We start from the raw sequence: 15,227 nt of genomic DNA, 5'->3' as shown, positions 1-15,227 counted from the left end.
ACATAAGATATATTTGAAGTATATTACTAACTCGGACTTTAAGTTGAAAGGAGACCAGCTATGAAAAAAATTGCTTTTATTGGAAGTGGAACTATGGGTACAGCTCTTGCAACGGCAGCCTGCAAGGGAATTGATCCATCGGAAGTTGTGATTACAGATGTGGTTACAGAAAAAGGACAGAAATTAGCGGACGAGCTGGGATGCAACTTTGTTGAGACCAATGGAGAAGCGATCAAGGCAGCTCATTATGTTGTGTTCTGTGTAAAACCGCAGTTTTTAAAGAGTGTTCTGGAAGAGGTGAAACCGGTCTTTGCGGCATGTGCAGAAGAAGGGCAGGAAAAAATTATCGTTTCGATTGTAGCGGGTGTTGAGGTTTCAACCTATATGAAAGAATTAGAGTTAGAAGGAAAGAATGTTCCGGTTATCCGTATTCTCCCGAATACAGCCTGCTTGATTGGAAAAGGTTTTATCCTGATCGAACAGGGCGACAGCTACACGAAGGAACAGGAGGACGAATTCCGGTATATTCTACGTGAAGCCGGTGGATTTGACAGCCTTCCGGCCTCCCAGTTTGTGGCAGGCACGGTATTAACATCTACATCCCCGGCGTTTATCGCAATGTTTGCTAATTCTCTGGCAGACGGCGGCGTTTACAATGGTCTTTTACGTTATCAGGCGAGAAGATATGCACTGGAAGGAATCCTTGGAACCGTGCAGCTGTTTTTACAGAGCGAAAAGCATCTTGAGAATTTAAAAGATGATGTGTGTTCTCCGGCTGGTCCGGCGATGATCGGTGTGAAGACACTGGAAGACCGTGGGTTCCGCAGCAGCGTGATCAATGCGGTTGTCGATGCTTATAAACGATTTGATGAAATTGGAAAATTAAAATAATCGTTGCATCATCCTGAAAAAGCCCCCCTTTATATTTTTATACCACCTTAGCAGCCGGTCGGTTTCCCTGATGAAGAGAAGCCGGCCGGTTTTCCATTAACTGCTTGGGATATCTGGTTTTGATAAGTGTTGTTTCCGGTACTGTGCTGGTGTGCAGCCAATGATCCGTTTGAATGTGGCGATGTAATTGCTGACCTGGTTGTATCCGACCAGTCCGGCAATCTGTGAGATGGGCAGATCGCGGTGAAGGAGGGAAACACTGGTCTGGATGCGGTAATTAGTTAAATATCCATAGGGAGTTGTGTGAAGAATATTTTGAAAAATCCGGCAGCATTCTCCGACGCTGATATTGGCTGATGCAGCCAGGTCTGAGAGCTGTAAATCATCTGCGTAATGTGCATAGATGAACAGGAGAATGGATTGCAGGCGCTGCTGGCGCAGGAGGTTAATAGAGGTAGAATTCCCACTGCTGTGAAAATTGGAAATCAACAGATTCCACATCGAGGTAATCTTAATGCAGATAGAATATTCATTGCCTTTAACCTGATTGGAAAGAAATAAATCGGTTATTTTTTTGTGCAGTCCGATCAACTCTTTCTGCCATTCGGATTCCGGGTGAATAGAGAAAGCGGAGAATTTCCCGCCGGCGGTATAGGGCAGGACGTAGTCCTGATCCATGCGGCTTCCAGGAAAAAAGGCAAGAAGGCGGTAAGGAAAATTGAGGCTCGCATAGGAGCCGTCTTCCGACATCTGTGTGACGGCATGAATCAGGGAGGTGTTGACGAAAATCAGATCTCCAGCCTGTCCGGGCAGAGAAAGATTATCTACCTGCATTGTCAATGTTCCGCTTAGTACGAGGGTAAACTGCAGCTCATCATGCCAGTGGAAGTCGCGCAGCCAGCGTCCCGGCGGCTGCATGGAATGAATATCAGAATAGTAGACATTGACCGGAAAATCTTGATCTTGATAGTGGTTGATTTCCTGTAACTGGGAAGTAGATTTCAAAGGATCCCTTCTTTCTATAAAAATTCAATATGTTAAGATTTTGGTATTTTTAGTTATTGATATTGTACCATTTCCACATAAGAATTGCTATACTTTTAAACGAAAAGAGATTTATAGCAGGTGCTAAAAAAATAAATCCCACAGAATGGGAATGTGAGTAAAAAATAGGAGGAAATCAGATGGCAGCAATCGAAAGAAAACCATACATGGATCGGATTGACCGATTAAAACAGAGAGTATTAAAGACCAAGCCAGAGATGGATCTGGAAAATGCAATTATCCTGACAAAGGGCTTCCAGGAATCAGAGGGACAGCCGCTGTGCATCCGGAAAGCATATGCATTTAAGAAACAGTGCCTGGAGAAAACTGTAAAAATCTGGGGGGATGAGCTGATTGTCGGCAATGCCGGAAGCAAGCAGCGCGGCGGTATTTTAAGTGTCGATACCTGCTGGTCGGTTCTGGATGAGGAGCTGGATACCATCAGTACCCGTCCATATGACCCATTCTATCTGCGCCCAGAGGATCGGAAGGCATTTGAGGAGATCATCCGCCCGTACTGGAAGGGACGTTCCACGTATGAGCAGTGGCTGGTACAATGCCCAGATTTTGCGGCAACCTTACGTGACTGCGGCGCTCTTTACATCAACCGTAAATCGGTTCGTGGCTGGGGCGAGACGACTGCGGGTTATTCCAGAGTCATTAAAGAAGGCATGGAGGGAATCAAGGCGCATATCCATAAAGTGCTTGATACACTTGATATTACCCGTCCGGGTGACTATGAGAAGATTGAATACCTGAAAGCGATGGAGCTGGCAGCTGACGGTATCTCCGCATTGGGACACCGCTATGCGGCAGAGGCGAGAAAGCTGGCAGAGGCAGAGCCGGATGAGAAGCGCAGAAAAGAACTGTTACAGATTGCAGGGACCTGCGATCAGGTTCCGGAAAAACCGGCGCGTACCTTCCGCGAGGCGATTCAGTCGATGTATATTTACCAGACCTGTATTTTCATGGAGCAGAATGCAGCAAGCTACAACCCGGGACGTATGGATCAATATCTTTACCCATTTTATAAGGCAGATATCGAGGCTGGCCGTTTGACAGAGGAAGAGGCGCAGGAACTTTTGGACTGCTTATGGGTTAAATTCTCTGAGCAGTGCCTGTTCCAGGATCAGGTAACCGCACAGTTTTCCGCCGGTTACCCAATGTTCCAGAACGTATGCTGCGGCGGTGTGGATGAGCGCGGCATGGACGCAGTCAATGACGTGTCGTACCTGATTTTGCAGGCAACCGCAGAAGTACAGTTATATCAGCCATCCCTGTCTGTCCGCTACAATATGGCGAAGAATCCGAGCAGCTTCTTAAAGAAGATTGCAGAGGTTATCAAGCTTGGAACCGGTTTCCCGGCATTTCACAACGATGAAGTTGGTATCGAGATGCTCCTGAACAAGGGAATCCCGTTAAAAGAAGCATATAACTGGAATCCATGCGGCTGTGTAGAGACGAACCTGGAAGGAAAACAGAGATGCTACACCGCATATGCAGACTTCAACTTAGGTTCTGCGGTTGAATTTGCCCTGTTAAACGGCAAGAGCCGTAAATATGGCATTCAGGCATCTGAGGCGACCGGCGATCCGACTGCCTTTAATACCTACGAAGAGTTTGAAGAGGCAGTCAAAGAGCAGATCCGCTATGAACTTCGCGGAACCGTGGCTTCCAGCCATGTATGCGATGACATTGGCTTCCAGAGGGTCGTTCCGGCACTTTCCCTTTCCTTCTATGAGTGCGTAGAGAATGCGAAAGATTACGCATGGGGCGGTGCGAAATATAACCTTGGAAATGGTATTGATGCGATCGGCGTAGCAGACCTGATCAACAGCCTGATTGCAGTAAAGAAACTTGTATTTGATGAGAAAAAAGTAACGATGCAGCGTCTTCTGGATGCACTGGATGCAAACTTTGTGGGTTATGAGGATGTCAAGAAGATGTGTGATGAAGCTCCGAAGTACGGCAATGATGACGACGAAGTAAACGAGCTGACCGGTGATATGTTCTGTTTTATCGCGGACTATATTGAGTCGTTCCACAGCAAATTCGGCAAGATGACGCCAGGTATTCTTCCGGTATCTGGAAATACTCCGTTTGGTCTGGAGGTCGGTGCACTTCCGTCCGGACGTCTGGCTTGGAAACCGTTAGCAGACGGCGTATCTCCGAACCAGGGAACCGATACCGAGGGCATGGGCGCTGTATTGAAATCCATTTCCCACATTCCGCATGGCCGTTTCAATCAGGGAACCCTGCTGAATGTAAAGATGGATACGGTATTCCGCGACAGCCCGAACTCGACAAAAGAACTGATGAACTACCTGCGGAGTCTCTGCTCCCTGGGCGTATTCCACACACAGTTCAATGTCATCGATACGGAGACCTTAAAAGAAGCACAGAAGCATCCGGAGGATTACAACGGACTGCTGGTACGTGTAGCTGGTTATACAGCATATTTTACAGAGCTTGGAAAAGAAGTACAGGACGATATCATTTCCAGAACTTCACATTCCAATATCTGCTAGGAAAAAGAGTGAAATCTGCCGTGTTTCATAAAAAATACGGCAAATCAGCTACCGGGGATGTGCATCATGCGCGGTGGCGGGCAGCAGGCAAGGTGTACTTGACAGGAGGAACAGCGTATGGAATTAAAAGCAAATATTCTTCGGATTGAGCGGTTATCCCTCTCCGATGGGAAGGGAATGCGGACGGTTGTATTTTTTAAGGGCTGTCCCCTGCGCTGTGCCTGGTGTTCGACACCGGAGTCACAGTCGGGGCAGCGGGAAGTCTACTATATGAAAGAGCGCTGCACCGGATGCGGTGCCTGCATCCAGGTCTGTCCGGAACAGGCACTTCGCCGGAGCGAAAAAACGGGAGAGATCGTGAGGGATTACAGCCGCTGTAAACAGTGCTTTCAGTGTGTGGATGCCTGCAATTACCGGGCACAGCAGATCTATGGCAAGGAGATGACCGTAAAAGAGGTAATGCGCGAGATCCAGAAGGATGAGATGTTTTTCTTCTATTCTGGTGGTGGCGTGACACTTTCAGGAGGTGATCTGTTCTGTCAGACGGATTTTGCGGAAGCACTGCTGGAGGCCTGTGATGATGCCTGTATCAATGCGGCGGCAGAGTTAGATATGTTTACTTCGTTTGAAAATGTCAAACGGATCGTGCCGCATCTGCAGATGTTTTATGTGGATGTGAAAACCATGGATCCGGAAAAGCATAAGAAATGGACGGGGCAGGACAATGCCTGTATTCTGGAAAATATCCGCAAATCCGATGCGATCTGCGCGCCGCATTCGATTCATGTCCGTGTGCCGCTGGTAGAAGGAGTCAATGATGATGTGGAAAATATTCGGAAAACGGCGCAGTTATGCCAGGAACTTAAAAATTGTCAGGAATTGGAATTTCTGCCATATCATAGACTGGGGCTTCATGCATACCGGCAGCTGGGGAGAAAATATCAGTTAGAAGAACATACGTCGATGAGTCGTTGGGATGTGTATCAGAAAATGGAATTTCTGTGCGAAACGGATTGGACATTTGATATAGCGATATCGGGATTGGAGGTGTATAAAGCTGGAATAGGAAAAACGGGAGTAACAGAGGAGGTGTTAAAAGCGTAAAATACGATAAAAATTAGTATTGGATAAAAATGGATAATGGGAAAATGCGTACCGTGTAAGATAAGGTTGGTTGGTGAAAAATAGTCTTGCACGGTACGTTTATTTCTATGAATTTTCTATGAATTTCAATTTTCCTCTGGACAAATAAGATGAGTTAGTGTATACTAACTTCATCAGCAGTTAGACAGAGCTAACTTTCGGAGGATAAAATATGAGTGTTGTAATTGTAGGTGGTCATGACCGCATGGTCAGCCAGTACGTGAAAATCTGCAAATCATTTAACTGTAAGGCAAAGGTATTTACACAGATGACGGCGGATTTCGGCAAACAGATCGGAGCGCCGGATCTGCTTGTACTCTTTACAAGCACCGTTTCCCATAAAATGATTCGGACGGCGGTTGATGGTGCAAAGGGAAGCCGGACAGAAGTTGTCCGCTGCCACACCAGCAGCAAAACCGCGTTGGAAGAAATTTTGCAGGAACACTGTGCAGCTTGCTGACGTATTTAAAGGCGAAGCCACGGCAAATTCCGTTACTGGGCACGTATGCGTGAACAGTAACTCCGTCGGTTTCTGGAAACGATAGATTGATTTCGATATGGTTTGAAATATTCTTCCAAATATGGTATTCTAGTATATAGTATTATGGTAACTGGTCGGCAGTTTGGGAAGACTATTCTGCGGGAGACGGGAAGGCACGAAGCCAGGCCGGTTATGTGTTAGAAGTTTGGAGGGAATCACTTTGAAAATACAGCAGTCAGCAGAGGATTATCTGGAAACGATTCTTATGTTAAGCTATCGCAAGCCGATGATCCGTTCGATCGATGTAGTCAATGAGCTGGGGTATTCAAAACCAAGCGTCAGCGTTGCGATGAAGAATCTTCGTGAAAACGGTTATATTTCGATGGATCATGAGGGATATATCACTCTGGAGCCGTCGGGACGGAAGATCGCGGAGATGATTTATGAGCGTCATACATTACTGACAAAGCTTTTGGTAGCGTTGGATGTGCCAAGAGAGGTGGCAGTGGAAGATGCCTGCCGCATTGAACATGTGATCAGCCCGCAGAGTTTTGAGGCAATCAAAGAATTTGCAGCCGCGCATCTGGCAAAGCTCGAGAAAGCAAACCGGACAGATGAGCCGGAAAAATAGATGGCTGTTTAAGATTCGGACAGTTATATTCTCATCATAAATTTATAATTGCAGAGGACACGGAAGAGAGACCGCACGCGTGAACGTGGCGGTCTCTTTTTTCATAGGAAATTACGTCCTATGAAACAAAAAAACGCTTCGCGGGATTTGCACTCGCGTGAAGAAGCTTTTCTCAAATAAAAGCGATCAGGCGTTGAGCATCTGTACCGAAAAATCATTAAAAGTACCCAGAACCGCCAGTGTGTAGCTGTAACCGCTGCGAAGCCGGATATTTGTGTTGACGATGGCGAATCCCGGATTGGTCCGGCGGTAGACGGTCAGCTGGTAGATGCCGGGGATGATGTGCATGTAGCGCGTATAATTCATGTAATCCAGATCGGATACGACCAGACGTCCGTTCAGGTATATATCGATGGGTTCGCGGATGGAGGCGGCATTGTAGAAACGCAGGTGCGCGATCTCCGATGAGGTGGAAAAGAACGGCGAGAGAATGCCCCAGGTCCAGAGCGCGCCATTTGGAGATGGCTTCCAGTTGGAACCGCCGCAGTTTATGCAGCCACCGGTGTTCGGGCTGCCATGATTATTGGACGGCAGGGTGGGCATCACATCCCCGTATGGTCCGAAGCCCGGAGATACCTGAAGATCATTGGATGAGCTGTCCGGATATGTTAAGATAACAGGAGGCTGAGAACTAAATCCAGACTGTGCCGTATCACTGGTTCCAGCTGCTGCCGCATCCGTCTCCGGTGCCGCCGCCGGAGTCGTGTCAGCATCCCCCTCAGGCACTGCTGCTGCATCGTAGTTGTATGTTTCCATAAAAAGATACCTCTTTTCATATTGGCTATATTGCAGTATATGAAGAAGAAAAAAGGAGAGTTACTATTTGCAGGCAGGAATTTTCTGGACTGAAAATCCTGTTCGATACTGTAGAAAAGTGTATTTTGCCGATCTGGAATGCGGAGCATCGGCAAAATTCAGTTATAGTTTACATGATTTTGTGAAAGGTCAAGAATGAAGAAAATAAAAAAGAGACTCGAATCTCGAATCTCTTTCCAGTGACCTGTCCGGGAATCGAACCCGGGTTTACGCCGTGAGAGGGCGTCGTCTTGACCGCTTGACCAACAGGCCATATTTAATTTTATTCAATCGAGGCGACGTGATTCGAACACGCGACCTCTGCGTCCCGAACGCAGCGCTCTACCAAACTGAGCCACGCCTCGATATGATTTTCTCGCTTTTGAAGCGGTGCTCATCAGCGACTCCTATATACTATCACGCCTTCAAAAAAAATGCAAGCGTTTTTTTGAAAAAAATTGAAAAAGTTTTAAAAAATTGAAAAAACCCTTTAAAATCAATATTTTCACGCTTTTAACTTATATTTCGAAATTATTATGAATAACGTAAGAAAGCGAAAGGATGATTAAAGTCTTGCTAAGGATGCGCCGAAACTCTTTTCATTTTGGATAAAAAGAATAAAATGGGGAACAAAGCATAGTGAGCTTGCATTGAAAAATGAATGAGTCAGGAGGAATTAAGTATGAACATCATCGCAGCCATCTTATTTGGAATATATGGAGTGATCGGAGGCGTGAGTACCGTCGTATGTACCGTGAGCATTCCGGGTATCATTATTTGGAAAATTTACCGGAAAACGAAATATCATAAGGCGCTGACGGATTAAGTAAAATAAGGGTAACTGTTCAGTAGGTCTGTGCATTTACTGCGCTGACCGTACGAAAACATGGGCTAGCAGGCAAAAATCCCATTGCCGTAGGCAATTTTTAATGGATTTTTGCGCGTGACTGTGAAGGTACTGAACAGTTACAAATAAGAATTATAAAAAAGGGTCTTGCAGGTGAAAGATTTTCTATCTGCAAGACCCTTTTTTGCTTAAAATCAATGTAATTATCGGACAATATAGACATCGGCGCTTCTCTTTCCATACTGCAGTGCCTGACTGTGGGAATTGAAGAAGATGTCCAGTTTGTTTCCGCGGATGCCGCTGCCGCTGTCCTCAACGGTATAGACAACGCCGTTGATGCGGAGTTTAGTTCCGAGCGGGAATACGCGCAAGTCGGCGGAAATGGTATGTCCTGCCTGCGGAATGGTGCCGGATTTAGTGCGGTTCTTTCCACCACGGCAGCATCTGCGGCAGCTGCAGTAAGCAGTTGTCGTAAAACGTCCGGCGTAGATTTCAGCAGGTGCCTCTGCTTCCTGTGCCTCGGCAGCAGCATTTGTGTCAGTATTTTCAGTCATTGCAGCTTCGCCAGCGTTCTCTGCCTCCACTTGTGCAGACTCATTTGAAAATGCAGCGACTTCTGCCTCGGAAGCGTTCGTGTCAGCCGCTTCTTCCGCAGCAGCGTTTGTCTGCTTTCTAATCAGCTCCGGATCGGAAGCCGGACCAGATGGTGTCTGGGCTGCTTCGGTGGAAATGCCGTTTGTTTCTTCACCGGCTGCCGCATCTATTTGGGAGACAAGCTCAGTTCCGGCATCTGTGGCTGCCAGTGTATTCATGGTGCCTGCCATGAGACAGACCAGGCTCATTGCCGTTGTGGCAAGTCCGCGCCGCATGGTGTTCATCATATTCATCAAATAAAAACCTCTCATTTCAATTTAGATTCATTTGTCTCATCGCAACGATTGTGTATCTCACAAATATTGCAATGCGTTTACAAATGTTATAATTTGTTACTATTATATTACAAAAATGTTAAATGTCAAGCCGGAGAGCCTGAAATAGGGCTCTGGGAGCGGTCGGAGGTTCGACAAGTCGAAAGCTTGTTCGGACGCAAACAGGAAAGCGGGTGAGTGAGTTTCTACCTATAGAAAGTGTGAAAATCAGCGTGCCTAAAAACAGGGTATGCAGAATGAAAAATTTTATTCGAAAAAAGAAGAAAAAATTTTTTTTAAAAACCGAAAAAAATCATTGACAAATACTTGCGTAAGTAATATAGTATGAACTGTAGATATTAGCACTCTGATAGATTGAGTGCTAACAAAAAACTTCCAGAGCGGGTTTAAGAGACCGGCGGAAGCGGATGCACGGAAGGAGAGATTGGATGGAACTGGATGAGAGAAAAGAAAAGATTTTGAAAGCGATTATCCAGAACTATCTGGAGACCGGAGAGCCGGTTGGTTCCAGAACGATCTCCAAGTATTCCGATTTGAAACTCAGTTCGGCGACGATTCGAAATGAGATGTCGGATCTGGAAGAACTGGGATATATCATTCAGCCGCACACATCGGCAGGCCGGATTCCTTCAGATAAAGGATATCGTTTCTATGTGGATCAGTTGATTCATGAGAAAGAGACGGAGGTCACGCAGGTGCGTGATATGGTCATCCAGAGAGTGGATCGGGTGGAGCTTCTGTTAAAGCAGATGGCAAAGCTTTTGGCGAGCAATACGAATTATGCGACGCTGATCAGCGGACCGCAGTATCACCAGACGAAGATCAAGTTTATACAGCTTTCCAGAGTGGAAGCCGGGAAACTCCTGATTGTCACTGTTTTAGAAGGCAACATTATCAAGAACTCGATTGTGGCACTCGATGCGGAGCTGACTGATGAGGACATCCTGAATCTGAATATTCTTTTAAATAGCGGTCTCAACGGATTGACGATGGAGCAGATTAATCTGGATGTCATTACCCGGATGAAAGGGCAGGCAGGCGAGCGCAGCCACATCGTGGATGTGGTACTAAGCGAGGTGGCCGAGGCGATTCGTTCCGGCGAGGAAGATTTACAGATTTACACCGAAGGTACGACGAACATTTTCAAATATCCGGAACTGAGCGATGGTGCGAAAGCCAGCCAGCTCATCGGGACACTGGAGCAGAAAGACCTCTGGAGAGAGATTCTTACCGAGGACGATGCGGACAGCGATAAGAAAAATGAGATTCAGGTCTACATCGGAAGTGAGACACAGGTGCAGTCGATGAAGGACTGCAGTATCGTTACTGCCAATTATGAATTGGGGGACGGACTTCGGGGAACGATAGGAATCGTTGGACCGAAACGAATGGATTATGACAAAGTTGTATCGACCCTGCGCTCATTAAAGAGCCAGCTCGATCAGACATTCAATCATAAAGATACCGAGTAGCACGGATGTGCAAAATAAAGAGGTGAGAGACATGGCAAAGACAGAGATAGATTCCAAAGCAGCCGAGGCAGCAAATGAGGAGCAGGTAAAAGAAACAGAAACCCAGGCAGAAGCTGAGGTAGTGAAGGAAAAGGAAGCTTCTTCGGAAGACGCACAAGCGCCGGAGGGAGAAAAAGAGAAAAAAGGATTTTTCTCCAAAAAGAAGGATAAGAAAGATGAGCAGATCGAGGAGCTGACGGATCGCCTGAAGCGCACGATGGCTGAATTTGACAATTTCCGAAAACGAACGGAGAAAGAAAAATCAGCGATGTATGAGATTGGCGCAAAGGACATCATCGAGAAGATTCTCCCGGTGGTGGACAATTTCGAGCGTGGTTTGGCGACCATCCCGGAGGGCGAAGAAAAAAGTGCTTTCGCCGAGGGCATGGATAAGGTTTACAAGCAGCTCGTAAAAACACTGGGTGATGCAGGTGTAAAGCCAATCGAAGCGGTTGGTCAGCCATTTGATCCGAACTTCCACAATGCAGTGATGCATATTGAGGATGAAAACCTGGGTGAGAATGTGGTAGCCGAGGAGTTCCAGAAAGGCTATGTATACCGCGACAGCGTGGTTCGCCACAGCATGGTAAAAGTGGCAAATTAAAATAGGTAACACGTAAACAGCTGGCACCCAGAATTCGGTGCTGGTGGTTGATTTGATATAATATAGACAGACAGGCGGCAGAATTTAACTCCCATGGGGAGAAAGAGAACTGCCAGAAAAAGATAATTTCAGGAGGAAATAACTATGAGCAAGATTATCGGTATTGACTTAGGTACAACAAACAGTTGTGTAGCCGTTATGGAAGGTGGTAAACCGGTTGTTATCGCAAATACAGAAGGTATCCGTACCACACCGTCCGTTGTGGCATTTACAAAGACAGGCGAGAGACTGGTCGGCGAGCCGGCAAAGCGTCAGGCAGTTACCAACGCTGAGAAGACCATTTCTTCTATCAAGAGACACATGGGCAGCGACTACAAAGTAACCATTGATGACAAGAAATATACGCCGCAGGAGATTTCCGCGATGATTCTGCAGAAGCTGAAAGCAGATGCAGAGAGCTACTTGGGCGAGAAGGTAAACGAGGCAGTTATTACTGTTCCGGCTTACTTCAACGACGCACAGCGTCAGGCAACCAAGGATGCAGGTAAGATCGCTGGTCTGGATGTAAAGAGAATTATCAACGAGCCGACGGCAGCAGCGCTTGCGTATGGCCTTGATAATGAGAAAGAGCAGAAGATCATGGTATATGATTTAGGTGGCGGTACATTCGATGTTTCCATCATCGAGATCGGTGACGGCGTTATCGAGGTTCTGGCAACCAACGGCGATACACATCTGGGCGGCGATGATTTCGATAACCGTATTACCCAGTGGATGATCGACGAGTTCAAGAAAGCAGAGGGTGTAGACCTTTCCGCTGATAAGATGGCGCTTCAGAGACTGAAAGAAGCAGCTGAGAAAGCGAAAAAAGAGCTTTCTTCCGCAACTACAACCAATATCAACCTTCCGTTCATCACTGCAACCAGCGAGGGACCGAAGCATCTGGATATGAACCTGACCAGAGCTAAATTTGATGAACTGACCAGAGACTTAATCGAGAGAACCGCAATTCCGGTACAGAACGCACTGAAAGATGCTGGTATCACTGCTTCTGAGTTAAGCAAAGTACTTCTGGTAGGTGGTTCCACACGTATGCTGGCAGCACAGGAAGAAGTAAAACGTCTGACTGGTAAAGAGCCGAGCAAATCCTTAAACCCGGATGAGTGCGTAGCAATCGGTGCAGCTATCCAGGGTGGTAAGCTGGCTGGCGATGCCGGTGCCGGTGATATCCTTCTTCTGGATGTAACTCCGCTGTCACTGTCCATCGAGACTATGGGTGGCGTAGCAACCAGACTGATTGAGAGAAATACCACAATCCCGACCAAGAAGAGCCAGATCTTCTCTACCGCAGCTGATAACCAGACCGCTGTTGATATCCACGTTGTACAGGGCGAGAGACAGTTCGCAAAGGACAACAAGACACTGGGAACCTTCCGTCTGGATGGCATTCTTCCGGCAAGAAGAGGTGTTCCGCAGATTGAGGTTACTTTCGATATTGATGCAAACGGTATCGTAAATGTATCTGCAAAAGACCTTGGTACAGGCAAAGAGCAGCACATCACGATTACCTCTGGTTCCAATATGTCCGATTCCGATATCGATAAGGCAGTCAAAGAGGCAGCTGAGTACGAGGCACAGGATAAGAAGAGAAAAGAGGGCATCGATGCAAGAAATGAAGCTGACTCCATGGTATTCCAGACCGAGAAAGCTCTGCAGGATGTAGGCGATAAGATCGATGCAAACGATAAAGCAGCCGTAGAAGCTGACTTAAATGCACTGAAAGAAGCTATCAACAAAGCTCCGATCGACCAGATGACCGATGCACAGATTGATGAAATCAAGGCTGGTAAGGAAAAACTGATGAACAGCGCACAGGCACTCTTCAGCAAGGTTTACGAGCAGGCACAGGCAGCTGGCGCAGCAGGAGCACAGGGCGGTGCTCAGGGTGCAGCTGATGCAGGAAGTGCACCGCACGACGATAATGTAGTTGACGGCGACTTTAAAGAGGTATAATATAATAGGCAGCCATTTTTCAAAGAAAAATGAGCGGATTACGAATGCTTTTGAGGATTGCGGGAGCAGGTAGTGCGGAGCAATCCGGGGCATCGGGGTATCAATAGAAAAACGCAGTGAGGGGCTGTCGCAGGAATCTGCGGCAGACCCCCATTTGTAGGTTGTGGGGTAACTGTTCAGTAGGTCTGCGCATTTACTGCGCGTGACTGTGAAGGTACTGAACAGTTACGTTTTGGGAAGATAAATAGATACGATAGAAACTCTGCCGGATGCGGTCAAATGTACCGGCGGATTTTGGGAAGGAAGAGCTGAAATGGCAGAGAGTAAGAGAGATTACTATGAGGTCTTAGGCGTCCCGAAGGATGCGGACGATGCGACACTCAAAAAAGCATACAGAACCCTGGCCAAAAAGTATCATCCGGATGCAAATCCGGGCGATCAGGCGGCAGCCGATAAATTTAAGGAGGCATCGGAGGCCTACAGCGTACTGAGTGATCCGGAGAAGAGACGTCAGTATGATCAGTTCGGCCATGCGGCTTTTGACGGCGGTGCAGGCGGCGCTGGCGGATTCGGTGGTTTTGATTTCAACGGCGGCGATATGGGAGACATTTTCGGAGATATCTTCGGAGATATTTTTGGCGGCGGACGCAGCCGCGGCGGCAGAAGCAACGGACCGATGCGCGGCGCAGATGTGCGTACCAGTGTGCGGATTACTTTTGAAGAAGCGATCTTCGGCTGTGAAAAAGAGCTGGAGTTAAACTTAAAGGAAACCTGTGAGAAATGTCATGGAACGGGTGCAAAACCGGGAACCCAGCCGCAGACCTGTCCGAAATGTAACGGTAAAGGCAAGATCATGTACACGCAGCAGTCGTTCTTTGGTCAGATTCAGAATGTACAGACCTGTCCGGATTGTAACGGAACCGGAAAGATAATCAAGGATAAATGCCCGGATTGCTACGGAACCGGCTATGTAGCGAAGAGAAAGAAGATCAAAGTGACGATCCCGGCAGGTATCGACAACGGTCAGATGCTGCGTGACCGCGGCAATGGCGAACCGGGTACCAACGGCGGTCCGCGCGGAGATCTGCTGGTAGAAGTAGTGGTATCCCAGCACCCGATCTTCAAGCGTCAGGATACAACGATCTACTCAACCGTGCCGATCTCCTTCGTGAAAGCAGCACTCGGTGGTCCGATCCGCATCAAGACGGTGGACGGCGAGGTAGAGTATGAGGTCAAACCGGGAACCCAGACAGATACGAGAGTCCGTCTGAAAGGAAAAGGTGTTCCGTCTCTGCGTAATCGCAACGTGCGCGGCGACCATTTCGTGACGCTGGTGGTACAGGTTCCGGAGCGCATGACCGAGGCACAGAAGGAAGCGCTTCGCAAGTTTGACGATGCCATGAACGGAATTGCACCGGAGGGCGAGAAACATAAGAAGAAAGGACTGTTCGGAAAGCTGGAGAAATAGAATACGGACAGGACAAAAATAGAAAAGAGCTGTCGGGCTGACATAAAAATGCGGCTCGGCAGCTCTTTGTTTCTGTTTCATAGAAAATTACGTCCCATTACGCGTTCTGTAACAGAATATAGTTACTGTTCACGCATACGTGCCCAGTAACGGAATTTGCCGTGGCTTCGCATTTAAATACGGCAAATTCCTGCTGCCACCACGTTTTCTTACGGCACTTTCGGTTCCAAAAGTGTCTACCCGTGAACAGAAACGTAACAGAATATACCAGAAAATGACAGA

13 protein-coding genes and 2 tRNA genes are annotated in these 15,227 nt (G+C 47.3%); 10 read left to right on the top strand and 5 right to left on the bottom strand.

The features are described 5' to 3' along the window. The first annotated feature begins 60 nt into the window (after positions 1 to 60). On the top strand, positions 61 to 891 hold the full coding sequence (gene proC, locus C7U56_RS10070; RefSeq protein ID WP_107001105.1) for a pyrroline-5-carboxylate reductase: 831 nt from the start codon (positions 61 to 63) through the stop codon (positions 889 to 891). A 96-nt stretch (positions 892 to 987) separates the two neighbouring features. On the opposite strand, the gene C7U56_RS10065 is transcribed toward proC, so the two are convergent. Then, a complete protein-coding gene (locus C7U56_RS10065) occupies positions 988 to 1,896 on the bottom strand; it encodes an AraC family transcriptional regulator (RefSeq protein ID WP_107001104.1) in 909 nt (302 codons plus the stop codon). Between the two features lie 179 nt (positions 1,897 to 2,075). Between C7U56_RS10065 and C7U56_RS10060 the strand changes: the two genes are divergently transcribed. From C7U56_RS10060 to C7U56_RS10045, 4 genes are all read left to right on the top strand, one after another. Then, positions 2,076 to 4,463 carry a glycyl radical protein gene (locus tag C7U56_RS10060; RefSeq protein ID WP_107001103.1) on the top strand — a complete coding sequence of 796 codons (2,388 nt, stop codon included), beginning with the start codon at positions 2,076 to 2,078 and terminating at the stop codon, positions 4,461 to 4,463. 117 nt (positions 4,464 to 4,580) lie between these two features. Continuing rightward, positions 4,581 to 5,567: a glycyl-radical enzyme activating protein gene (locus tag C7U56_RS10055; RefSeq protein ID WP_107001102.1), complete on the top strand. Its 987-nt coding sequence runs from the start codon at positions 4,581 to 4,583 to the stop codon at positions 5,565 to 5,567. Positions 5,568 to 5,778: 211 nt separating this feature from the next. Further along, a complete protein-coding gene (locus C7U56_RS10050; RefSeq protein ID WP_022358490.1) occupies positions 5,779 to 6,066 on the top strand; it encodes a DUF2325 domain-containing protein in 288 nt (95 codons plus the stop codon). A gap of 241 nt (positions 6,067 to 6,307) precedes the next feature. Next, positions 6,308 to 6,718: a metal-dependent transcriptional regulator gene (locus tag C7U56_RS10045; protein ID WP_107001101.1), complete on the top strand. Its 411-nt coding sequence runs from the start codon at positions 6,308 to 6,310 to the stop codon at positions 6,716 to 6,718. A 186-nt stretch (positions 6,719 to 6,904) separates the two neighbouring features. Here the strand turns inward: C7U56_RS10045 and C7U56_RS10040 are convergent, their stop codons facing one another. The 3 genes from C7U56_RS10040 to C7U56_RS10030 form a co-directional block, all read right to left on the bottom strand. Then, positions 6,905 to 7,534 (bottom strand): DUF4397 domain-containing protein, encoded by a 630-nt coding sequence (locus C7U56_RS10040; RefSeq protein WP_107001100.1) that lies wholly within the window; start codon positions 7,532 to 7,534, stop codon positions 6,905 to 6,907. A gap of 240 nt (positions 7,535 to 7,774) precedes the next feature. Then, a tRNA-Glu gene (locus C7U56_RS10035) sits at positions 7,775 to 7,846 on the bottom strand. An 18-nt stretch (positions 7,847 to 7,864) separates the two neighbouring features. After that, a tRNA-Pro gene (locus tag C7U56_RS10030) sits at positions 7,865 to 7,938 on the bottom strand. 317 nt (positions 7,939 to 8,255) lie between these two features. On the opposite strand from C7U56_RS10030, the gene C7U56_RS15680 reads away from it, so the two are divergent. Then, complete coding sequence (locus tag C7U56_RS15680; protein WP_022358601.1) at positions 8,256 to 8,399, top strand: hypothetical protein; 144 nt, start codon at positions 8,256 to 8,258, stop codon at positions 8,397 to 8,399. A gap of 224 nt (positions 8,400 to 8,623) precedes the next feature. Here the strand turns inward: C7U56_RS15680 and C7U56_RS10025 are convergent, their stop codons facing one another. Further along, positions 8,624 to 9,307, bottom strand: a complete 684-nt coding sequence (locus C7U56_RS10025; protein ID WP_181357222.1) for a 3D domain-containing protein — start codon at positions 9,305 to 9,307, stop codon at positions 8,624 to 8,626. Positions 9,308 to 9,777: 470 nt separating this feature from the next. On the opposite strand from C7U56_RS10025, the gene hrcA reads away from it, so the two are divergent. The 4 genes from hrcA to dnaJ all read left to right on the top strand — a co-directional run bounded on the left by hrcA (position 9,778) and on the right by dnaJ (position 14,945). Further along, positions 9,778 to 10,821, top strand: coding sequence for a heat-inducible transcriptional repressor HrcA (gene hrcA, locus C7U56_RS10020; RefSeq protein ID WP_107001098.1), 1,044 nt, complete (start codon positions 9,778 to 9,780; stop codon positions 10,819 to 10,821). Positions 10,822 to 10,852: 31 nt separating this feature from the next. Beyond that, positions 10,853 to 11,464 (top strand): nucleotide exchange factor GrpE, encoded by a 612-nt coding sequence (gene grpE, locus C7U56_RS10015; RefSeq protein WP_107001097.1) that lies wholly within the window; start codon positions 10,853 to 10,855, stop codon positions 11,462 to 11,464. A 144-nt stretch (positions 11,465 to 11,608) separates the two neighbouring features. Next, positions 11,609 to 13,477, top strand: coding sequence for a molecular chaperone DnaK (gene dnaK, locus C7U56_RS10010; RefSeq protein ID WP_022359496.1), 1,869 nt, complete (start codon positions 11,609 to 11,611; stop codon positions 13,475 to 13,477). A gap of 313 nt (positions 13,478 to 13,790) precedes the next feature. Beyond that, the gene (dnaJ, locus tag C7U56_RS10005) at positions 13,791 to 14,945 is read left to right on the top strand and encodes a molecular chaperone DnaJ (protein ID WP_107001096.1); all 1,155 of its coding nucleotides are present in this window, start codon (positions 13,791 to 13,793) and stop codon (positions 14,943 to 14,945) included. Positions 14,946 to 15,227 lie beyond the last annotated feature (282 nt).

This window comes from Clostridium fessum (assembly GCF_003024715.1).
Taxonomy (GTDB): domain Bacteria; phylum Bacillota; class Clostridia; order Lachnospirales; family Lachnospiraceae; genus Otoolea; species Otoolea fessa.
Note: the sequence above shows the minus strand (reverse complement) of the source record. Positions and strands in the feature narration are given on the sequence as shown.

Coding starts and splice junctions, on each gene's coding strand:
- C7U56_RS10025 (WP_181357222.1), bottom strand. CDS start 9,307: ATGAATATGATGAACACCATGCGGCGCGGACTTGCCACAACGGCAATG.
- C7U56_RS10060 (WP_107001103.1), top strand. CDS start 2,076: ATGGCAGCAATCGAAAGAAAACCATACATGGATCGGATTGACCGATTA.
- C7U56_RS10040 (WP_107001100.1), bottom strand. CDS start 7,534: ATGGAAACATACAACTACGATGCAGCAGCAGTGCCTGAGGGGGATGCT.
- C7U56_RS10055 (WP_107001102.1), top strand. CDS start 4,581: ATGGAATTAAAAGCAAATATTCTTCGGATTGAGCGGTTATCCCTCTCC.
- dnaK (WP_022359496.1), top strand. CDS start 11,609: ATGAGCAAGATTATCGGTATTGACTTAGGTACAACAAACAGTTGTGTA.
- C7U56_RS10050 (WP_022358490.1), top strand. CDS start 5,779: ATGAGTGTTGTAATTGTAGGTGGTCATGACCGCATGGTCAGCCAGTAC.
- grpE (WP_107001097.1), top strand. CDS start 10,853: ATGGCAAAGACAGAGATAGATTCCAAAGCAGCCGAGGCAGCAAATGAG.
- C7U56_RS15680 (WP_022358601.1), top strand. CDS start 8,256: ATGAACATCATCGCAGCCATCTTATTTGGAATATATGGAGTGATCGGA.
- dnaJ (WP_107001096.1), top strand. CDS start 13,791: ATGGCAGAGAGTAAGAGAGATTACTATGAGGTCTTAGGCGTCCCGAAG.
- proC (WP_107001105.1), top strand. CDS start 61: ATGAAAAAAATTGCTTTTATTGGAAGTGGAACTATGGGTACAGCTCTT.
- hrcA (WP_107001098.1), top strand. CDS start 9,778: ATGGAACTGGATGAGAGAAAAGAAAAGATTTTGAAAGCGATTATCCAG.